Annotated in this window: 20 protein-coding genes; 15 read left to right on the top strand and 5 right to left on the bottom strand. The window is 64.3% G+C overall.

Going from position 1 to position 20,171, the window contains the following annotated elements:
• Window positions 1-28 precede the first annotated feature (28 nt).
• Window positions 29-403, top strand: a complete 375-nt coding sequence (locus VKI00_RS30790; protein ID WP_324446715.1) for a nuclear transport factor 2 family protein — start codon at window positions 29-31, stop codon at window positions 401-403.
• Here the strand turns inward: VKI00_RS30790 and VKI00_RS30795 are convergent.
• Window positions 400-2,013, bottom strand: coding sequence for an FAD-dependent oxidoreductase (locus VKI00_RS30795; RefSeq protein ID WP_324446717.1), 1,614 nt, complete (start codon window positions 2,011-2,013; stop codon window positions 400-402). The two genes, VKI00_RS30790 and VKI00_RS30795, sit on opposite strands and share 4 nt — an antisense overlap.
• Window positions 2,014-2,038: 25 nt before the next feature.
• On the bottom strand, window positions 2,039-2,728 hold the full coding sequence (locus VKI00_RS30800; protein WP_324446719.1) for an IclR family transcriptional regulator: 690 nt from the start codon (window positions 2,726-2,728) through the stop codon (window positions 2,039-2,041).
• A 177-nt stretch (window positions 2,729-2,905) separates the two neighbouring features.
• Here VKI00_RS30800 and VKI00_RS30805 point away from each other — a divergent pair, with 177 nt between their 5' ends.
• From VKI00_RS30805 to VKI00_RS30845, 9 genes are read left to right on the top strand one after another with little or no spacing between them, the layout of a single operon-like run.
• Window positions 2,906-3,769, top strand: a complete 864-nt coding sequence (locus tag VKI00_RS30805; RefSeq protein ID WP_324446721.1) for an alpha/beta hydrolase — start codon at window positions 2,906-2,908, stop codon at window positions 3,767-3,769.
• Window positions 3,766-5,463, top strand: coding sequence for a bifunctional 3-(3-hydroxy-phenyl)propionate/3-hydroxycinnamic acid hydroxylase (locus VKI00_RS30810; protein WP_324446839.1), 1,698 nt, complete (start codon window positions 3,766-3,768; stop codon window positions 5,461-5,463). Before VKI00_RS30805 ends, VKI00_RS30810 begins: the two co-directional genes overlap by 4 nt.
• Entirely contained in the window at window positions 5,411-6,328 is a 918-nt protein-coding gene (locus tag VKI00_RS30815) for a 3-carboxyethylcatechol 2,3-dioxygenase (RefSeq protein WP_324446723.1), read from the top strand. Before VKI00_RS30810 ends, VKI00_RS30815 begins: the two co-directional genes overlap by 53 nt.
• 48 nt (window positions 6,329-6,376) lie before the next feature.
• Window positions 6,377-8,098: an FAD-binding protein gene (locus tag VKI00_RS30820; protein WP_324446725.1), complete on the top strand. Its 1,722-nt coding sequence runs from the start codon at window positions 6,377-6,379 to the stop codon at window positions 8,096-8,098.
• Window positions 8,095-9,405, top strand: a complete 1,311-nt coding sequence (locus VKI00_RS30825) for an LLM class flavin-dependent oxidoreductase (RefSeq protein WP_324446726.1) — start codon at window positions 8,095-8,097, stop codon at window positions 9,403-9,405. Before VKI00_RS30820 ends, VKI00_RS30825 begins: the two co-directional genes overlap by 4 nt.
• Window positions 9,406-9,425: 20 nt before the next feature.
• Entirely contained in the window at window positions 9,426-10,256 is an 831-nt protein-coding gene (locus VKI00_RS30830) for a coniferyl-alcohol dehydrogenase (protein ID WP_324446728.1), read from the top strand.
• A complete protein-coding gene (locus VKI00_RS30835) occupies window positions 10,244-11,233 on the top strand; it encodes a cyclase family protein (RefSeq protein ID WP_324446730.1) in 990 nt (329 codons plus the stop codon). The genes VKI00_RS30830 and VKI00_RS30835 overlap by 13 nt, the downstream gene beginning before the upstream one ends.
• Before the next feature lie 15 nt (window positions 11,234-11,248).
• Window positions 11,249-11,845 (top strand): NADPH-dependent FMN reductase, encoded by a 597-nt coding sequence (locus VKI00_RS30840; protein WP_324446732.1) that lies wholly within the window; start codon window positions 11,249-11,251, stop codon window positions 11,843-11,845.
• Window positions 11,846-11,852: 7 nt separating this feature from the next.
• Complete coding sequence (locus VKI00_RS30845) at window positions 11,853-12,665, top strand: alpha/beta fold hydrolase (protein WP_324446734.1); 813 nt, start codon at window positions 11,853-11,855, stop codon at window positions 12,663-12,665.
• Window positions 12,666-12,682: 17 nt separating this feature from the next.
• Here the strand turns inward: VKI00_RS30845 and pstA are convergent, their stop codons facing one another.
• The 3 genes from pstA to pstS are packed head-to-tail and all read right to left on the bottom strand — an operon-like array spanning window position 12,683 to window position 15,702.
• Window positions 12,683-13,588, bottom strand: coding sequence for a phosphate ABC transporter permease PstA (pstA, locus tag VKI00_RS30850; RefSeq protein WP_324446736.1), 906 nt, complete (start codon window positions 13,586-13,588; stop codon window positions 12,683-12,685).
• The gene (pstC, locus tag VKI00_RS30855; protein WP_324446841.1) at window positions 13,585-14,547 is read right to left on the bottom strand and encodes a phosphate ABC transporter permease subunit PstC; all 963 of its coding nucleotides are present in this window, start codon (window positions 14,545-14,547) and stop codon (window positions 13,585-13,587) included. Before pstC ends, pstA begins: the two co-directional genes overlap by 4 nt.
• Before the next feature lie 36 nt (window positions 14,548-14,583).
• Entirely contained in the window at window positions 14,584-15,702 is a 1,119-nt protein-coding gene (gene pstS, locus VKI00_RS30860) for a phosphate ABC transporter substrate-binding protein PstS (protein WP_324446738.1), read from the bottom strand.
• 238 nt (window positions 15,703-15,940) lie between these two features.
• Between pstS and VKI00_RS30865 the strand changes: the two genes are divergently transcribed.
• From VKI00_RS30865 to VKI00_RS30885, 5 genes are all read left to right on the top strand, one after another.
• A complete protein-coding gene (locus VKI00_RS30865; protein ID WP_324446740.1) occupies window positions 15,941-16,756 on the top strand; it encodes an SDR family oxidoreductase in 816 nt (271 codons plus the stop codon).
• Between the two features lie 23 nt (window positions 16,757-16,779).
• Window positions 16,780-17,463, top strand: a complete 684-nt coding sequence (locus VKI00_RS30870) for a TetR/AcrR family transcriptional regulator (RefSeq protein WP_324446742.1) — start codon at window positions 16,780-16,782, stop codon at window positions 17,461-17,463.
• A 21-nt stretch (window positions 17,464-17,484) separates the two neighbouring features.
• Complete coding sequence (locus VKI00_RS30875; RefSeq protein ID WP_324446744.1) at window positions 17,485-17,679, top strand: ferredoxin; 195 nt, start codon at window positions 17,485-17,487, stop codon at window positions 17,677-17,679.
• A gap of 63 nt (window positions 17,680-17,742) precedes the next feature.
• Window positions 17,743-18,927 carry a cytochrome P450 gene (locus VKI00_RS30880; RefSeq protein ID WP_414687343.1) on the top strand — a complete coding sequence of 395 codons (1,185 nt, stop codon included), beginning with the start codon at window positions 17,743-17,745 and terminating at the stop codon, window positions 18,925-18,927.
• Between the two features lie 178 nt (window positions 18,928-19,105).
• Entirely contained in the window at window positions 19,106-20,167 is a 1,062-nt protein-coding gene (locus tag VKI00_RS30885; protein WP_324446843.1) for an amidohydrolase family protein, read from the top strand.
• Window positions 20,168-20,171 lie beyond the last annotated feature (4 nt).

Genomic DNA, 20,171 nt, shown 5'->3' on the forward strand with positions numbered 1-20,171 from the left:
GCTGCCGGTCAACATGTTGCATGAGAACATGACTCGTTCCGCCGATGAGCTGGTAACCGAATTCTGCAAGCTGTGGTCATCTCCGAACCCGGACGAACTGGCCGGCTATTTCACCGAAGACGCCGTCTACCACAACATTCCCATGGAGCCGGTGCAGGGTCGCGAGGCGATCAAGCAATTCATTGCGGGCTTCGTCGCCGCGGTCGACGGCATCGACTTCAACGTGCACCGACAGGTCAGCGACGGCACGGTGGTGATGAACGAACGCACCGACGTGATGCACCGCAAGGACGGCGGCGAGGTATCGCTACCGGTGATGGGTGTCTTCGAGGTACACGACGGCAAGATCGCAGCCTGGCGCGACTACTTCGACATGGCAGCCATCACCCAGGCTTTCAGTTAGTCGACCGGCTTGCCTGTCGCCGCGGCATAGCCGGCGCGGAAGCCGAAAACCATTGCCGGACCGATGGTTCCGCCTGCGCCGCCGTAGGCCCGCCCGGTCACCCCGCCCATCGCGTTGCCGGCGGCGAACAGGCCCGGTATCGGCGCGCCACTGACGTGCAAAACCCGTCCGTCACGGTCGGTCCGCGGTCCACCCTTGGTTCCCATCGCACCGATCGAGATCGGGACCGCGTAGTACGGCGCGGTATCGACGGGGCCGAGCGTCTTGCCGGCCAGCGTCGTCGCACGGTCGTCGCCCCAGTAGCCGTCGTACGCGCTTGAGCCACGGCCGAAGTCGGGATCCGAGCCGGCGAGCGCATTCTGGTTCCAGTTTTCGATCGTGCGGGCCAGCCGGTCGGGCTCGATACCGGTCTTGGCTCCCAGCTCGGCCAGATCGGCCGACGCGCAGAACCAGTCCGGGACCGGCTCATCCGGCTCGACGCCCAGGAATCCGTAGTGCTTGTGGTGAATCGAGTCGAACACCATCCACGCCGGGTCGTTGACGTAGCCGTCTCGCGGGTCGAGGTAGTGGAAGGCCCCGGCCATCGAGTTGTAATCGCAGGCCTCGTTGACGAAACGTTTCCCGGCGCGGTTGACGATGATGCTGCGCGGGCGTGTTCGTTCCAGGCGTACGCTGCGGCTGCGTTGTTTCCCGTCGATCGTGTCGCCCGGGATCTGCACGATCGGCACCCACCACGCTTCGCCCATGTTGGCCAGGTCGGCGCCGTGAGCCATCGCCATGCGCAAGCCGTCGCCGGTGTTGTTGGGCGGCGAGACGGCGCCGTGCATCGGTCCGCGCAGAAAAGCGTTGACCAACGAGGGATCCCATTCGAAGCCGCCGGTGCCCAGGATGACACCGTGACGCGCACGCACGGCCAGTTCCCGGCCGGCGCGGCTGACCCGGACGCCGACGATCTCGCCGTCGTCGGCGATAAGCTCCTCGGCCCGGGCGTTCGTCGCGGGCGTCACGCCGGAATCCAGTAATCCCCTGAGCAGCCCGGCAATTAGCGCAGTGCCCGCCACACACAGGTCGGTGGTGGTCTCATCGACCGCCGCGTGCAGCCTCGCCCGGGTTTCGGCGTCGAAACCGACGTTGGACCAGTCCGCGGGAAACGACGTGATCCGATCCCGCCAGTCACCCAAGCGGGCGATGTCGAACGGGGCAGCGGTCAGCGATCGACCTCCGGCCGGGCGACCGCCCGGCAGCTCCGGCTTGTAATCCGGGAAACCGTCCGCGATTTCGAAGCGCAGACTGCTGTGCGCCTCGACGAAATCGAGCATCGCCGGCCCGGTTCGCACAAACGTGTCGACCAGCGCCTCATCCATCGAGCCGAACGACTGCGCGTCGAGATACCGCAGCGCATCCTCTACCGTCAATTCCCCGTCGGGCGAGCGATTATGCGCGGGGATCCACACCACGCCGCCCGAAACCGCCGTGGTGCCACCGACAGTCGCGGCTTTCTCGTAGACCGCCACCGAAGCGCCGTTGGCGGCCGCGGTCAATGCGGCGGTCAGCGCGGCGCCTCCGCTGCCGAGTACGACGACGTCGACTTCGTGGTCCCACGACCGCATAAGCTCGTTATCCTTCCAGCTCAGGTCAGCTGAGTAGCACCGATAATTCCTTGGCTGCCTTGATGACTGCGTCCTTGCCTCGCATCACCACGTCTTCGCGGTGCGAAATCAGGTTGATGCACGTCGGTAGCGACGGCGGCAGGCGGTGCACCGGGACGGCCAGACCGTAGGTGTTCGGCTCGATCTCGCCATGGGTGATCACCCACTCCTGCTCGCGGGCACGGACGACGAGGTCGCGTTCGTCCGGGCGCGGCGGCATGCTCGCCAGCAGTGCGATGCCCGCGGCCCCCCGATCGAGCGGGTAGCGGCTGCCCTCATGGAAGGCGAGCTGGTAAGCGACCTGGGTCGGGACGATCACCGCGACCGCGACCTGCTGGTCGCCCTCGGCGACGAGCAACGACACCGTGGTGCCGAGATCGTCGGCCAGGGCGCGCAGGGTGGGCAGACTCAGCTGGCGCACATTGCGATCGAACGATGCACCGAGAACCGCCAGGCCCGCGGCCGGCCGGTAGCGCCCGTCGTCGCCCTTGGCGACGAACCGAAATTGGGAAAGCGTCGCGAGCAGGCGATAGGCGATTGTTCGATGGACGCCGACCCCGTCGGCGACCTGCGTCACGGTCAGCCCCGACGGGGCGTCGGCCACCAGCTGCAGCGCATTGAGCCCTCGGGCCAGCGTCTGCGAACCGGGCGCGGCAGTGATCGGGGTGTCCGGCATGTCAGCACACCGTGCCGCAGTCGGCCAACGCGACCTGCGCTTCCCTTGACAGACAACCGACGGAGAGCGATGCTCTATACATAGTGCACATTAATGTGCGATTTTAGCACACACGATTGGCGCAAAACGAGAACAAAATTTCCCTGAGGCCCACGAGCCATAACAAGAGAGGAACCGGTGGCCGAGCACGAGAGCGTGTGGAGTGATCTGCAGGGTGTCCCGTTTGTGCAGGGCTACCTCGACGCCGGCGGTGTGCGAACCCGCTACCTGCATGCCGGCGATCCGGCCAAGCCGGCGCTGATCCTGCTGCATGGCTCGGGTGGCCACGCCGAGGCGTACGTCCGCAATCTGGAGGCCCACGCGGAGCACTTCTCGACGTGGTCGATCGACATGTTGGGCCACGGCTACACCGACAAGCCCGGCCATCCGTTGGAGATCGGCCACTACATCGAGCACCTGCTGGCCGTCCTGGACGCCGTCGGCGCCGAGCGCGCCCACTTGTCCGGTGAATCGCTCGGTGGTTGGGTGGCCGCCCGCGCCGCTGTCGACCATCCCGACAAGGTCGACCGGCTGGTCCTCAACACCGCGGGCGGCTCGCAGGCCGATCTCGAGGTGATGCAGAGGATCATCACCTTGTCCATGGCCGCCGCGGAGAACCCGACCTGGGAAACCGTGCAGGCGCGGATCAAGTGGCTGATGGCCGACAAGTCCAAGGATTACGACGATCTGGTCGCCAGCCGGCAGCGGGTGTACCGCCAGCCGGGCTTCGTGGCGGCGATGCGGGACATCATGGCGTTGCAGGATCCTGAGATTCGGGCCCGAAACCTCTTGGGCCCTGCCGAGTATGGCTCGATCACCGCGCCCACCCTGGTGTTGTGGACCAGCGATGACCCGACGGCCGATGTCACCGAGGGCCGCCGCATCGCGTCGATGATCCCGGGCGCGCGGTTTGAGCTGATGCCTGGTTGTGGGCACTGGCCGCAGTACGAGGACGCCAAGACCTTCAACCGCCTGCATCTCGACTTCCTGCTGGGGCGCTGACTGTGGCCGACGACCAGGATGTAGACGTCGACGTTGTGGTGGTCGGCGCAGGCCCGGTCGGTTTGACCCTGGCCAATATCCTTGGCCTGCAAGGCGTACGCACCCTGGTGGTCGACGAGCGCGCGACGCTGATCGACTATCCCCGGGGCGTGGGCCTTGACGACGAGTCGCTGCGCACTTTCCAGGCGATCGGTCTGGTCGAGCGCATTCTGCCCCACACCGTGCCGAATCAGATCCTGCGATTCGTCGACGCCAAACGTCGGGTGCTTGCCGAAATGGCGCCGCCCGACGCGCGTTTCGGCTGGCCCAAACGCAACGGCTTCGTGCAGCCGCTGGTCGATGCCGAGTTGCTGAGCGGGTTAGACAGATTCGAGCACGTCGACGTGTGGTGGAACCGTCCCATGACGTCATGCGCCGAAACCGCCGATGCGGTAACCGTCGAGCTCGACGGCGACCGCGGGCGAAAGAACGTGCGGACGCGTTACGTGGTCGGCTGCGACGGCGGACGGAGCACCACCCGGCGGCTGATGGGCGTGTCCTTCGACGGCACGACCTCACCGACGCGCTGGCTGGTTGTCGACGTCGCCAACGATCCGCTCGGACATCCCAACAGTGAGGTCGGCGCCGACCCGCAGCGCCCCTACGCTTCGATCTCGATCGCGCACGGAATTCGCCGCTTCGAGTTCATGATTCACGCCGACGAGACCGACGAACAGGCCGAAGATCCGGCCTTTCTCGCGCGCATGCTGGCTTACTTCGTCCCCCACCCGGACCGCGTCGAGGTGATCCGGCATCGGGTTTACACCCATCATTCGCGGATCGCCGGGGCGTTTCGGCGGGGTCGGCTGCTGCTCGCGGGTGACGCCGCCCACTTGATGCCGGTGTGGCAGGGCCAGGGCTACAACAGCGGGATCCGCGACGCGGCGAACCTGGGCTGGAAACTTGCGGCGGTGGTGACCGGATACGCTGAGGATGCGTTGCTCGACACCTACGACGTGGAACGCCGCAAGCATGCCCGCGCGATGATCGACCTGTCGACGATGGTGGGCCGGGTCATCTCGCCGACCAACCGTCGAGTCGCCGCGGTTCGTGACATGGTGGTGCGATCGGCGTCAATTGTGCCGTCGCTCAAGCGGTATGTCCTGGAGATGCGGTTCAAACCGATGCCGCGATACGAGCACGGGGCCGTCGTGCACTCCGAACCGCGCCGTACCGATTCGCCGGTCGGCACCTTGTTCGTGCAACCCTGCGTGGACACCCGCGAACAGCAGAACGTCCTGCTCGACGATGTCCTCGGTGGCGGGTTCGCCGTGCTGTGCTGGAACAACAATCCGCGCGAAATTCTCGGACCGACAGCGTTTGCGAACTGGAAGGCGCTGGGCGCGAAGTTCGTAGCGGCGCGGCCAATGAGCCAGCTGCACTGGACCGGGCACGACGATCCGGACGTCCTGGTCGTCGGCGACCACGGCGGCGACCTCAAAGCCTGGTTCGACACCCACCAAGAGTCCGTGCTGTTCCTGCGCCCCGACCGTTGCATCGCGGGCGCCTGTATCGCTCAACTCTCACCCGAGCTGAGTGCCTCGCTCTTCGACGTCCTCACCCTGACACCGGGAGGCAACCGTGCCACTAGCCCTGTGCTGTATGTCTCACAGCCCGCTACTGAATCTGCCCGGGCCGGCGCAGGACCTCCTTGATGACATCGACGGCGCACTCACGCAGGCAAGGGAATTCGTCGAGGGCTTCGACCCGGAGCTCGTCGTCATCTTCGCCCCCGACCACTACAACGGCTTCTTCTACAAGCTGATGCCACCGTTCTGCATCGGTACCGAAGCACAGGGGATCGGCGATTACGGCACACACAAAGGCTCGCTTGACGTTCCCGAAGCCATTGCGGTCGCCTGCGCGAAAGCGGTCCTATCGGCCGGCGTCGACGTCGCCATATCGGCGAACATGGACGTCGACCACGGAACCGTACAGCCATTGGAGAAATTGTTCGGTCGCGCGACTGCGCGCCCGGTGATACCGATCTTCATCAACTCGGTCGCAACCCCGCTGGGGCCGCTGCATCGTTGCCGGGCGCTGGGAACCGCGGTCGGTAGCTATCTGGCCACCCTGAACAAGCGGGTACTGGTGGTGGGATCCGGTGGGCTGTCGCATGATCCACCGGTCCCTACGCTGGCAACGGCGACGCCGGCAGTGGTGGAACGAATTGTGCACGGCCGGCCGATGACGACCGAACAACGGCAGGCCCGGCAGACCGCGGTGATGGATGCGGCCAGAAGCTTCGCCAACGGGGGCAGCGAGCTACAAGCCCTCAACCCGGCTTGGGATCAGCGATTCCTCGACATTCTCGACAGCGGAGAACTCGACGAGCTGGACAAGTGGTCTAACTCGTTCATCGCGCAAGAGGGTGGCAACTCCGCACACGAGATCCGCACCTGGGTCGCCGCTTTTGCGGCGCTGCGGTCCACTGGGCCATACCAGACCGGGGTGCGCTACTACAAGCCGGCTCCCGATCTGATCGCCGGCTTCGCCGTCAGAACGGCGGTGCCGACATGACTGCGCCGGCGACGATGCAGAGCGTAGCGATGAGGAGGAGCGGCGCCGATGACCTGTGACGTTGACGTGCTGGTGATCGGTTCCGGCGGCGGCGGCATGACGGCCGCTCTGGCTGCCCACGCCTCCGGTCTGGAGACGCTGGTCGTCGAAAAGTCCAGCCAATTCGGCGGTTCCACCGCGCTGTCCGGCGGGGGCATCTGGGTACCGGGCGCGCCCGCGCAGCGCCGGGCAGGCTACGCGCCGGCGCCAGAGGGTGTTGTCGACTACCTGCGGCGGATCACCGACGGTTTGGTCAGCGCCGCGCGCATCCGGCAGTACGTCGACTCGGCGCCGAAGATGATGGAGTTCCTCGAGCAACTCAGCCCGTGGTTCGAGTTCGTGTGGAAGCCCGGCTACGCCGACTACTATCCGGAACTGCCGGGTGGTTCCGAACTCGGTAGCACGATCAATGTTCCGCCGATCGATTTGCGCACGTTGGCGGAGGAGGAACAACATCTGCTTCAGCCCCTGGCCTTGGCACCTCGCGGAATCTGGCTGGGCCCCAAGGAGCTTCGGTCGTTCTACCAGGTTCGCCAGTCATGGGCCGGCAAGGGCGTCCTGGTGAAGCTGGTGTGGCGGATGGTCAGGGCGCAAGTCTTCGGGGATCGAATCGCGGCGATCGGCCAGTCGCTGACTGCGCGGCTCCGGCTGGCGATGAAAGACCGCGGTATCCCGCTGTGGCTGGACTCGCCGATGACCGAACTGCTCACCGACGACGACGGGTCGGTGACCGGTGCGACCGTCGTGAAAGACGGCTCCCCGCTGCAGATTTCCGCCAGGCGCGGGGTCATCCTGGCGACCGGCGGATTCGATCACGACATGGCATGGCGCAAAGAGCACCAGCCGACCGTGGAACAGGACTGGAGCTTCGGTAATCCCGCTGCCACCGGTGACGGTATCCGTGCCGGCCAGCGGGTCGGCGCGGCCACCGACCTGCTCGACGAAGCCTGGTGGTTCCCGGCCATCCAATGGCCCAATGGCCGAATGCAGTTCATGCTCAACGAGCGAATGATGCCGTCGCAGTTCATCGTCAACGGTGACGGGAAGCGCTTCATCAACGAGGCGGCTCCTTACATGGACTTCGGCCACGCGATGATCGAGGGGCAGAGATCCGGTGTCACCCACATTCCGTGCTGGCTGATCACCGACCATCGGTCCTTCAATCGGTATGTCGTCGCGGGACATCTTCCGCTGCCCAAGATTCCGGGCGCTCCGGTGCCCACGGGGCGAAACCTACCCAAGGCGTGGCTGGAGTCGGGCGTGGTCAAAGCGGCGAACAGCTGGGATGAGCTCGCCACCAAGATCGGGGTGCCGACCGGACAGCTTCGCACCACCGCCGAGCGTTTCAACGAACTGGCGCGCAAAGGCCATGACGACGACTTCAACAGGGGTGACAGCGTTTACGACAATTACTACGGAGATCCCACTCTGCCCAACCCCAATCTGTATCCGCTGGGCAAACCGCCCTACTACGCCTTTCGGGTCGTTCTCGGCGACCTGGGCACATCGGGTGGTCTGCGCACGGATGAGTACGCCCGGGTGCTGCGCACCGACGGCACCGTCGTACCCGGCCTCTATGCCGTCGGTAACACCTCGGCGGCGGTGATGGGACGCAGCTACGCCGGCGCCGGCGCGACCATCGGGCCGGCGATGACCTTCGGCTACGTCGCCGCCAAGCACCTAGTCAGTGAAAGCTCAACTCACTCAATTGTTCCGGGAGGTTCCAGTTGAAAATCTCATTGTTCTACGAATTCGCGCTACCCCGTCCGTGGGTACCGGACGACGAGCACGTCCTGCTGAAGGATTGTCTCGACGAGGTCGAGGCGGCAGACAAGGCCGGCTTCTCCACGGTCTGGTTGACCGAGCATCACTTCCTGGAGGAGTATTGCCATTCCACCGCACCGGAGATGTTCCTGGCCGGGGCCAGCCAGCGGACCAAGAACATCCGGCTGGGATTCGGCATCATGCACCTGCCGCCGGCCGTCAACCATCCGGCCCGGGTCGCCGAACGGATTGCCACCCTTGACCTCATCTCGGACGGACGGGTCGAGTTCGGCACCGGAGAGTCCTCATCGATCGGCGAGTTGGGCGGCTTCAACATCGATCCCGCCGACAAGCGGGCCCAGTGGGAAGAAGCGCTGGAGGTCGCGATCCGGTGCATGATCGAGGAGCCGTTCACCGGGTTCAAGGGCGAGCACATCGAAATGCCGGCCCGCAATGTCATCCCCAAGCCGCTGCAAAAGCCGCACCCGCCGGTGTGGGTCGCCTGCACCAGGCCGGCGTCGGTGCAGATGGCTGCCCAGAAATGCATCGGGGCACTGAGTTTCGCCTACACCGGCCCGGGCCCGCTGACCGAGCGAGTGAACGGCTACTACAAGGAGCTCGAGGAAGCCGGCGTCCCGATCACCCCGCAGATCAACCCGAACATCCTTGCCATCGGCGGTGACCTGTCGATGATGGTGGCCAAGACCGACGAGCAGGCGGTCGAACGCCTCGGGATGGGCGGCGGGTTCTTCTCGTTCGGGATCATGCACTACTACATGACCGGAATCCACACCCCCGGACGGACCGGAGTCTGGAAGCGCTATCTCGAAGAATGCGAGAAGGATCCGACGCTGGCCTATGGACCCGGTCGCGGCGCCATCGGCTCGCCGGCCACGGTGCGGGAGTTCCTCCGCGGTTACGAGGACAGCGGCGTCGACGAGATCATCTTGCTGCTCAACCCGCGCAGCCACGAAGGCACCATGGAATCCATCGAGCTGATGGGCAAAGAGGTGCTGCCCGAGTTCATCGAGCGCGACGCAAAAGCGGTCGCCGACAAGAAGAAGCGGCTGGAGCCGGTGATCGAGAAGATCGAGGCGCGCCGGCCGGAGTCGACCGCGCCGAAGTTCGACGAGGGCTACTCCTTCGGCGGCCTGCCCACCGGCCGCGGCGGCAAGTTCACCGCGAGCGAGATCCCGGAAGCCATGGCAGAAATCAACGAAGGTCGCGTTCAGGCGGCGCAGCGCGCCAAAGAGCAGAAAGCGCAGCAGTCGTGATAGCGGAAGTTGCTTGACACTTGGGGCAAATCGACGAGTTGTGGCGTTACGACGGTCGCCGAGCGGTGGTGACCGGATGCGCGTCGGGGATCGGGGCGCACGTCGTCAGGCAGCTCACCGAACTCGGCGCCGACGTCGTTGGGTTGGACAAGCATCCGCCGAGCACCGACATCGCGGAGTTCCACGCGCTTGACTTGACCGACCCGGCGTCCATCGACGGTGCCGTGGCGTCGATCGGGGGCGACATCGACGCGCTGTTCAACATCGCCGGCGTCTCCTCGGGCATCGGCGATCCGTTGCTCGTCGTGACGATCAACTTCCTCGGCCTCCGGCATGTCACCGAGGCGGTGTTGGAGAAGATGCCAACGGGGTCGTCGATCGTGAGTGTGTCCTCCCTCGCGGCCGCTAAGTATCGGGAGCATCAGCAGGTCGTCGGCGGGCTGCTGAACACCCGCACGATGCCCGAGGGGATCGAGTGGTGTCACCGCCATCCCGATGCGCTGGCCGACGGGGGCTACCGGTTGTCCAAAGAAGCGATCATCCTTTACACCATGAGAAATACCGCTGCGCTCGGTGCTCGAGGCATTCGCATCAACTGCACCGGACCGGGCGTCACCGAAACTCCGATCCTTGACCAGCTGCGGGCCGCCTACGGCCAGGGGTACCTGGATGACATCCCCAAACCATTGGGCCGGGTCGCCGACCCGGCCGAGCAGGCCGCGGTCCTGGTGTTCTTGAATAGCCAAGCCGCCAGCTATATCTCGGGCCAGGTCCTGTGGGTCGACGGCGGCAATATCGGCGCCGCGGTCGCGCGGGAACTCGAGGAAGGGCAAGCACTGTGGCCAGCCTGACCGATTTTCGCCGCGTCGCGCACGACGTCTGCAACTGGGGACGCTGGGGCGACGACGACGAACTGGGCACGCTCAACTTCATCACCGCGGAGAAGGTCGCGCAGGCAGCCAGTCTGGTCAAGCACGGCAAGGTGTTTCCGCTCGGTGTGGACTTCGGGTCGTCGGGTCCGCAGGGCGCATTCAAGTTTCGGCACAACCCGATCCATGTGATGACCATCGATGGCGGCGATGTGAGCGCGTTGGGCCGCTACGGGCCGGAGTGGGCGCGCAACCCCGGTGCGCAAGAGCTAGGAAAATACTTCGGGGGCGGTCTGCTCCGCTTCAACGACGACATGATCATCATGCCGCTGCAGGCGGCCACCCAGTGGGATGCGCTCTCGCACGTCTACTACGACGATCAGCTCTACAACGGCTTCCCGGCGAGCTCGGTGACGAGCCTCGGTGCATTTCATTGCGGCATCGACAAGGTCGACGGCAAGGGCATCACCTCGCGTGGCGTGCTGCTGGACATCGTTCGGCATCGCGGTGTGGAGACTTTTCTCGAGCTCGGGAACCCGATCACCCCGGACGAGCTTGACGACGTCGCCCGGTCGCAGGGCGTCACGTTCGAGCGCGGCGACATCGTCTTGATCCGAACCGGCTGGTGGGCAAGGTTTCTGGAGACCGGCAACGGCGGCGAGCCCGGTTCGGGATTGGACTGGCGGTGCGCCTCCTGGCTGCACGATCACGAGATCGCGGCGGTGGCCGCCGATAACCTGATGGTCGAAGACCCGATATCCGGGGTTGAGGGAACGTTCCTGCCCATGCACATGCTGTGCCTGCGGGACATGGGGCTGATGCTCGGCGAGTACTGGGATCTCAACGCATTGGCGGCGGATTGCGCGGCCGATGGCGTGTACGAGTTTCAGCTCGTCGCCCCGCCGTTGAGAATCGTTGGTGCGGTGGGTTCTCCAGTGAACCCCATCGCGATCAAGTAAGGAGGGGCGCGGTTGATGCTGACAGAAGAGCCGGAAGGGGACGGGCCGCTGGTGGTCGGCCTCGGCGGCACCCTGCGGGCCAACTCGTCCACCGAACGAGCCCTGCGCCACTGTTTGGCCGCCGTTGCGCGGCAGGGCGGACGCACCAAACTCTACTGCGGCGGGGACATCGAACTGCCGATGTACAACCCGCATGACCCGGCCCGCACGCGAGAGGCGATTCAGCTGATCGAAGCCCTGCGCGAGGCAGACGCCGTGATCGTCGGCTCGCCCGGATACCACGGCGGCGTCTCCGGGCTGGTGAAAAACGCGCTCGACTACATCGAAGACATGCGTGCCGACTCCCGGGTCTACCTCGACAACAAACCCTGGGGCTGCATCAGCTGCGCCTACGGGTGGCAGGCGGCGGTGGGAACACTCAACCAACTCCGCGGCATCGGTCATGCGTTGCGAGCCTGGCCGACTCCCCTCGGCGTCGCGATCAACTCCGCGGACCAAATCTGGGACGAGGCAGGCGAACTGATCGATGTGACCGTTACCAATCAACTGGATCTGTTGGCGTCGCAGTTGTTGACGTTCGCGCGATCCGGACCCGGCCAGGTCGTCGGGTAAGGATGCCATGGAGATTCAACGCAAAGATCTCGTCGTCGACGGCCTGGTCACCAGCTACCTGGAAGCCGGCCAAGGCGACCCGGTGATCCTGCTGCACGGCGGCGAATTCGGTGTGACCGCCGAAATCGGCTGGGAGCGAACGATACCTGCGCTTGTTGACCGGTATCGAGTGTTGGCGCCCGATATGTTGGGCTTCGGGCAGTCCGCCAAAGTCATCGACTTCAACGATGGCCGGGGGATGCGGATCCGACACATCGCCCGGTTCTGCGACGAGCTTGGCGTCACGTCCGCGCATTTCGTCGGCAATTCGATGGGCGCCATCAACTTGCTCACCGATGTCACGTCGGATTCGCCGGTGTTGCCGATGCGCAGCATGGTCGCGATTTGCGGCGGCGGCGAAATTCAACGCAATCAGCACATGGAGGCGCTCTACGACTACGACGCGAGCCTGCCGGCGATGCGCCGGATCGTCGAGGCGCTCTTCCACGATCCGTCGTATCCCGCCGACGACGACTACGTCCAGCGTCGCTACGAATCCAGCATCGCTCCCGGTGCGTGGGAGGCGCTCGCCGCGGCCCGTTTCCGCCGGCCCGGCGCTGCACCGCCGCCGGCACCGTCGAGCAAACGGGCCTACGAGCGCGTCTCGGTTCCGACGCTTGTGGTCGAGGGCGCCTGCGACAAATTGCTGCCGCCTGGCTGGGCGAAAGAGATCGCCGACCAGATTTCCAGGGGACGGTCAGCCGTGGTCGAGGCGGCCGGTCACTGCCCGCAGATCGAGCAATCGGCAGCCGTCAACGAGCTGCTGCTGCAATTCCTGTAGTTACGGCCAATCAAGCTTCAGCGCCGACGGATTGCGATCAGCCGGTTGGCTACGGCAGCCAGCATGTAGACGACCGCCACCACGATGATCAATGTCAGAGCAGCACCCCAAACCCGCAGGAAGCCAGCGTGTTCGGGATTGTTGAGTTCGCTGTAGATCAATAGCGGCAGCGACGCCATGTTGCCCTTGAAGATGTCGGTGTTGATCGAGCGGCTATATCCGACCAGCACCAGCACCGGCGCGGTTTCGCCCATCACACGCGCGACCGACAGTAAGACGCCGGAGATGATGCCCGGCATCGCGACGGGAACGACGATCCGCATGATGGTCTTCCATTTCGGAATGCCTAAGGCGTAGCTGGCTTCCCGCAGGTCGTCGGGCACCAGCTTGAGCATCTCCTCAGCCGACCGCACCACGATTGGCAACATCAGCAAGACCAATGCGAGTGACACCGCAAAGGCACTCTGCTCGAATCCCATGGTGGCGATCCATAGGCCGAAGATGAAGAGCGCGGCCACGATCGAGGGCAGCCCGGCCAACACGTCAACCATGAAGCTGGTGAACCGCGCTAGCCGATTGGAACGGTATTCCGCCAAGTACACCGCGGTCATGAATCCCAGTGGGATGGCCAGGAAAGCCGCCACCGCAGCCTGCACCACAGTCCCGTAAAGGGCGTGGTAAACCCCGCCGGAAAACTGCTCCGGCAGCACTCCGCGTAGTGACTGACTCCACCACCCGGGCTGCACGATGGCGTAGAAGCCTCTGTGGATAACAACCCATAGCAGCCAGATCAGCGGTACCAACGCGATGACGAAGCAGAAGACGAAAAGCGATGCCGCAATGTTGTTTTTGACCCGTCGTCCGAGACTGATCGGCTGGACCGCCGAAGCTTTGACCGGAAGGTCGAGGGCAGGGGCGCTCATGTCTTGACCGCCCTGCCAACGATCGCGCGGGCAGCCGCATTGACCATGAAGGTGAGAACGAACAGCACAAATCCCGCCGCGATATACGCTCCAGTCGGCAGTGGTTCGCTGAATTCGCTTGCCGCAGAGGCAATTTTGGAAGCAAATGTGTAGCCACCGTCGAAAAGCGACCAGTTCCCGGCATGCGCGGACGCTCGCAAGATGATCAGCACCGCCACGGTTTCACCGAGAGCACGACCCAACCCCAGCATCGAAGCGGCGACGGCACCGCTACGACCGTAGGGGAAGACGGTCATCCGCACCACCTCCCACTTTGTCGCGCCCAGTGCTTGCGCCGCTTCGATGTGAGTAGAGGGGGTCTGCCGGAACACTTCTCGCGATACCGATGTGATGATGGGCAGGACCATCACGGCAAGCACGACACCAGCGGTGAAGATATTGCCGGCACCGGCCAATGAAACGTTGCCGGCCTTGAATAAGGGCAACCATCCCAGGTCTCGGTTGAGCAATGCCTCGATCGGCTCGATCACCGGTGCCAGCACGAAAATCCCCCACAACCCGAAGACGATCGACGGCACTGCGGCGAGCAGATCGACCAATGCCCCGCAAAGGCGTGACAGCCTTGCCGGCGCGTATTGGGTCAGGAACACCGCGATCCCGATCGCAACTGGTACCGCCAAGGCCATGGCCCAGAGTGAGCTCAGCACCGTCACCATAAAGAGATCACGGATACCAAACGCCAGGTTGTTGCTGTCGGTGGTATTGAATTGCGCGCTGGTAAAGAAATTCGCGTGGTTGGCGCGCAGTGACGGGATGGCTTCGATCAGCAGGAAGATCGCGATCAGACCAATTGCGATCGTGATCGTCGAACCCGCGGCGCCGGCGACCAACTTGAACAGTCGGTCGCCGCGCCGTGCCCGGGCTCCGTCGCCGGCGCTCAGCGCAGGCGTTGTCCGCAGCGCAGGCGTTGTCGCAGTCAAGGTGGTCCTAGATGATCACGCGATGGCATTAACGGCGGTGGACAACCTCGACTTGAATGCGTCGGGTATCGGAATGTATCCGTTGTCCGCCAACCCGTTCTGGCCGGGACCGATGGTGGCCTGCAGGAAGGCCTTCACGGCCGTGCCGACCTGACTGTCGGGGTATTTCGAGCAGACAACCTCATACGTCGCCAGGACGATCGGATACGAGCCCGGCTGCGTAGGCTTGTAGAACGACACCGTGTCGAGCATCAGGTCGTTGCCCTGTCCTTTGACCTTTGCCGCGGCGATGGTCTTGCCGACCGAATCGGCGCTGATCGACACCGGGTCGGGACCCGCCGAAGTGACGATCTTGGCCATGTTGAGCTTCTGTGCCTGGGCAAACGACCATTCGTTGTAGGTGATTGATCCCGGGGTGCTCTTGATGGCCGCCGAGGTGCCGTCATTGCCTTTGGCCCCTTCACCGACACCACCGTTGAACGACTTCCCGGTGCCCTTGCCCCATGCACCGTCCGATGCGGTATCGAGATACTGCTGGAAGTTATCGGTCGTTCCCGATTGGTCACTGCGGAACACGACGTGGATCGGCAGTGCGGGCAGGGTGGCGCCGGAATTCAGCGCCGTGATGGCCGGGTCGTTCCACGTCTTGATGGTCCCGTTGAAGATTTTCGCCGCTGTCGGCCCGTCCAGACTCAGTGCCGTCACGCCGCTGACGTTGTAGGTCACCGCAATCGGGCCGAACACCACCGGCAGGTCCCACGCCGGCGAACCGCACCGCTGCTGCGCTTTGCCGTGCTCCTCGTCGCTCAGCGGCACGTCCGAGCCACCGAAGTCAGTTTGATTACCCACGAACTCATTGATCCCTGCACCCGAACCATTGGCCGTGTAGTTCAAGGTTTGACCCGAGCACGCCTGTTCGAACGCGTTGACGAACCGAGCCATGGCATTCGCCTGGGCGGTGGATCCGCTGGCTTTCAGCGTCTGCTTTCCGCCGCAGCTCACGTTCGCCGACGACGAACCAGACGAGGACGTCGCACCGCCTTGACTTGTGGTGTTGTTGTTTCCACACGCGGACAGCATTAGCGCACCGGTGGCCAACACGCCGAGCGCAGCACCAAATCGGTTGTGTTTCAAATTGGTTCCTTTGAACGGTCGGGTCGATGGACTACTTTCACTGGGCCACCAGCTCGGGCTGGCCTACAGATCCTGCCAACATACGAAACCGTTGCTGCTCCAGGCCAACGCCGCGAGGATTCGAAGTTAACAAACCGCGTCGTCGAGCCGAACGTAACACCCAGCCGAAACAGTCAGAGACCTCTGAGCTAAATCAATCGCTTGACTTAACCGATCCCGCGCCGATTAACTCTTCGACATGGTCAATGAACTGACCGGCAAGGTTGCGATCGTCACCGGCGGCGCATCTGGCATCGGTGCCGGCGTCGTCGAGAAGTTTCTGGCGGAGGGCGCGCGGGTCGTGATCGCCGACGTCGAGCGCGATCGCGGTGAAGCTCTCGCCTTCGCACTGGGCGCGGACGCAGTTTTCCGATTGACCGACGTCTCCGACCCCGTCCAGGTCGGTGCGCTGGTCGCGGCTGCCGTTGAGACGTTCGGTGGGTTAGACGTGATGGTGAACAACGCCGGAGTTTCCAGCCGGATGCACCGGAGCTTCCTTGACGACGACCTCGCCGACTTTCAGCGGGTCATGTCGGTCAACGTATTGGGCGTGATGGCCGGTACCCGCGATGCGGCCCGTCAGATGGCGACCAGCGGCGGCGGGTCGATCATCAACATGTCGTCGATCGGCGGCATCCAGGCCGGCGGCGGCGTGATGACCTACCGCGCATCCAAAGCGGCGGTAATCATGTTCACCAAGTCCGCCGCGATCGAATTGGCGCGTTACGAGGTTCGGGTCAACGCGATCGCGCCCGGCAACATACCGACACCGTTGCTCGCGACGACGACGTCGGAGAAGTCCGCCGAGGAGCTCGCGCGCTTCGAGCATGCGATCCGCGAGCAGATGCGAGCCGACCGGCCGCTGAAGCGAGAGGGCACAACCGCGGACATCGCGGAGGCCGCGCTGTACTTGGCCGGCGACCGGTCCCGGTATGTGACCGGGACCGTCTTGCCGGTCGACGGCGGCACCGTTGCCGGCAAGGTGCTCCGTCGTCGCAGCGAGAAGACGAATTAAATCAATCGCTTGACTTAATCGCGATGAGGGCGTTGACTGGCCGGGTGACCACCGCGAAGGCTGCGCGCTCCGACCGGGCGAGTACGACTCAGGAGGCCATCCTGACCGCGGCCGAGCGGCTGTTCGCCGAACACGGGGTCTTCGCCGTCTCCAATCGGCAGGTCAGCGAGGCCGCCGGCCAGGGCAACAACGCCGCGGTCGGCTACCACTTCGGCACCAAAACGGATTTGGTGCGCGCCATCGAGCAGCGGCACCGCGTGGCCATCGAACAGCTGCGAGAAAGCATGGTCGCCGAGACCCTGCAATCGGGGGACGGCGACGATATGCGGAGCTGGGTCGCGTGTCTGGTACGTCCGTTGACCGATCACCTCGCCGCGCTCGGCAACCCCACCTGGTACGCGCGCTTCGCCGCACAAGTGATGACCGATCCGGCCTACTACAACATCGTGGTCAAGGATGCGCTCACATCCGAATCGCTGGTCCAGGTGATAGATGGCATCAACCGGTGTCTTCCCGAGTTGCCGATCGACGTTCGGGTGGAACGCAACCTGATGGCCCGCAACCTACTGATGCATACCTGCGCCGAGCGTGAAAGGGCAATGGCCGCAGGCGCATCCGTGCCGGGTTCGTCGTGGCAGGCCGCCGGTACCGGTCTGATCGACGCGGTCGTGGGACTCTGGCTGGCGCCGGTCACCCCGCACGAGTAGAAGAGGTTGGCCGTAAGAATCATGAAAGTGACTGTGGACCAAGACATCTGCGCATCGTCGGGAAACTGCGTGATGCATGCGCCCGAAATTTTCGACCAGCGAGACGATGACGGAGTCGTCATTCTGCTGAACGAGAACCCGCCCGCCGACCAGGCCGACAACGCCCGCAAGGCCGCGGCGGGTTGCCCCGCACTGGCCATCCACATCGAGGAGTGAGAAGTGTCCGAGACCCTCACCGGCACCGAAACCGAGACGGTTTCCGACGTTCCGGAATATCCGATGGGAAGAGCGGCCGGCTGCCCGTTCGCCCCGCCGCCCGAGGTGATGGAGCTCGGCGCGGCGCGGCCGCTGTCCCGGGTCAGGATCTGGGACGGCAGCACACCGTGGCTGATCACCGGCTACGACGAAGTACGGACGCTGTTCTCCGATTCCCGCGTCAGCGTTGACGACCGGCGGCCCGGCTTCCCGCATTGGAACGAAGGCATGTTGTCGACCGTGCACAAGCGGCCCCGATCGGTGTTCACCTCGGACGCCGAGGAGCACACCCGGTTTCGGCGCATGTTGTCAAAGCCGTTCACCTTCAAGCGGGTAGAGGGCCTGCGGCCGGCGATTCAGCAGATCACCGACGAGCACATCGAAGCGATGCTGGCGGGACCGCAGCCGGCGGATATCGTCACGTCGCTCGCGCTGCCGGTGCCGTCGTTGGTGATCAGCCAGCTGCTGGGCGTGCCTTATGAGGACGCCGAGATGTTTCAGCACCACGCCAACATCGGGCTTGCGCGCTATGCGACCGGTGAGGACACCGTCAAAGGTGCGGTGAACCTGAACAAATACCTGGCTCAGCTGGTCGAAGCGAAGATGGAAAATCCCGCCGAAGACGCGGTGTCGGATTTGGCCGAACGCGTCAAAGCTGGCGAGCTCAGCGTCAAGGAGGCTGCGCAGCTGGGCACCGGGCTGCTGATCGCCGGGCATGAAACCACCGCCAACATGATCGGCCTCGGCGTGCTTGCGCTGCTGCAGTACCCCGAACAAGCGGCGGTGCTACGTGACACCGACGACGCGAAAGTCATCGCAAACGCGGTCGAGGAACTGCTGCGCTACCTGTCCATCATCCAAAACGGGCAGCGTCGCGTCGCCGCCGACGACATCGAGATCGCTGGCGAGGTCATCCACGCCGGCGAAGGGATCATCATCGACCTGGCGCCGGCGAACTGGGATGCCAAGGCATTTGCCGAACCCGAGCGGCTTTACCTGCATCGCTCGGGCGCCGGGCAACACGTCGCGTTCGGCTACGGCAGGCACCAGTGCGTCGGTCAACAGCTTGCCCGTGCCGAGCTGCAGATCGTCTTTCACACGCTGCTTCGCCGCATCCCGACGCTGGAACTGGCCGTGCCGGTCGAGGACGTCCCGCTCAAGCACGACCGGCTCGCATACGGCGTCTACGAACTGCCGGTGACCTGGTGAATCCCTTCACCAAGCGATCCGAGATAACTACTCTCGAACGAACATGGATCCGATTGGAGGGCCATTGATGTCGCCTCAAACAAGCACCGCCTCGCTCTACCCCCCCGGAGGGTTTGGCGCACCCAAGGATCGACACGGCCGCGCCAGCGGCGCCAACGTCGGCCTGCCGGAAGGAACCGTGGTTTTCTCTGCGGACAACCACATTTCGCTGGCCGCCGACATCTTCTACGAACGATTCCCGGACGAGCTCAAAGAAAAGGCGCCGCGGATCTGGTACGAGGACGGCGCCTACCAAGTCGGACGCAAAGGACAGTCCTTCCTACCGGGCGACTTCAGCGCCGTGCTGATGCAGTACGACGACCTGCCCGGGGCCGCGAGCACCAACATCGAGGCCCGGATTCAGGAGCTGCGCGAGGACGGCGTCGAGAAGGAGCTGGCGTTCCCGAACGCGATCCTGGCGCTGTTCCACTACCCGGACAAACAGCTTCGCGAGCTCGCGTTCCGCATCTACAACGAGTACATCGCCGAGTTGCAGGAGCGTTCCAACGGCCACTTCTACGGTGCGGGCCTGATCAACTGGTGGGATCCGGAAGGCACCAAACGGACACTGGCCGAATTGAAGTCTTTGGGGCTCAAGACTTTCCTGTTGCCGCTGAATCCGGGCAAGGACGACGAGGGCAACATCATCGACTACGGCAGCACCGCGATGAAACCGGTCTGGGACGAGATCGAAGCCGCCGGACTTCCGGTGGCCCACCACATCGGTGAGACCCCGCCGAAGACCCCGTGCCAGTACAACAGCGTCGTGGTCGGCATGATGATCAACATCGACGGATTCCGCGAACAATTCGCCAAGTACCTCTTCTCCGGGATCCTCGACGATCACCCGAGTCTGCGGATCGGCTGGTTCGAAGGCGGAATCGCCTGGGTGCCTTGGGCTTTGCAGGACGCCGAGCACCTGGTTGCGTCATACCAGCACATGTTCAATCGCCCCCTGGAGCACGACGTGCGCTACTACTGGGACAACCACATGAGCGCATCGTTCATGGTCGACCCGCTCGGACTTAAGTTGATCGACCAGATCGGCGTCGACAAGGTGATGTGGTCCAGCGACTACCCGCACAACGAAAGCACCTTCGGTTATTCGGAGAAGTCGTTGGCCTCGGTGGTCGATGCGGTCGGTCCCCAGGCGGCCGCGCAGATCGTCAGCGGCAACATCACCAAATTCCTTGGTCTGTAGGGGA

The organism is Mycobacterium sp., from assembly GCF_035314665.1.
In the GTDB taxonomy this organism is placed as follows: domain Bacteria; phylum Actinomycetota; class Actinomycetes; order Mycobacteriales; family Mycobacteriaceae; genus Mycobacterium.

Excerpts from the sequence above, each read along its gene's own strand:
- VKI00_RS30790 (WP_324446715.1), top strand. The coding sequence starts at position 29 with ATGACTCGTTCCGCCGATGAGCTGGTAACCGAATTCTGCAAGCTGTGG.
- VKI00_RS30795 (WP_324446717.1), bottom strand. The coding sequence starts at position 2,013 with ATGCGGTCGTGGGACCACGAAGTCGACGTCGTCGTACTCGGCAGCGGA.
- VKI00_RS30800 (WP_324446719.1), bottom strand. The coding sequence starts at position 2,728 with ATGCCGGACACCCCGATCACTGCCGCGCCCGGTTCGCAGACGCTGGCC.
- VKI00_RS30815 (WP_324446723.1), top strand. The coding sequence starts at position 5,411 with ATGTCTCACAGCCCGCTACTGAATCTGCCCGGGCCGGCGCAGGACCTC.
- VKI00_RS30820 (WP_324446725.1), top strand. The coding sequence starts at position 6,377 with ATGACCTGTGACGTTGACGTGCTGGTGATCGGTTCCGGCGGCGGCGGC.
- VKI00_RS30840 (WP_324446732.1), top strand. The coding sequence starts at position 11,249 with ATGCTGACAGAAGAGCCGGAAGGGGACGGGCCGCTGGTGGTCGGCCTC.
- VKI00_RS30845 (WP_324446734.1), top strand. The coding sequence starts at position 11,853 with ATGGAGATTCAACGCAAAGATCTCGTCGTCGACGGCCTGGTCACCAGC.
- pstA (WP_324446736.1), bottom strand. The coding sequence starts at position 13,588 with ATGAGCGCCCCTGCCCTCGACCTTCCGGTCAAAGCTTCGGCGGTCCAG.
- VKI00_RS30865 (WP_324446740.1), top strand. The coding sequence starts at position 15,941 with ATGGTCAATGAACTGACCGGCAAGGTTGCGATCGTCACCGGCGGCGCA.
- VKI00_RS30870 (WP_324446742.1), top strand. The coding sequence starts at position 16,780 with ATGAGGGCGTTGACTGGCCGGGTGACCACCGCGAAGGCTGCGCGCTCC.
- VKI00_RS30875 (WP_324446744.1), top strand. The coding sequence starts at position 17,485 with ATGAAAGTGACTGTGGACCAAGACATCTGCGCATCGTCGGGAAACTGC.
- VKI00_RS30880 (WP_414687343.1), top strand. The coding sequence starts at position 17,743 with ATGGGAAGAGCGGCCGGCTGCCCGTTCGCCCCGCCGCCCGAGGTGATG.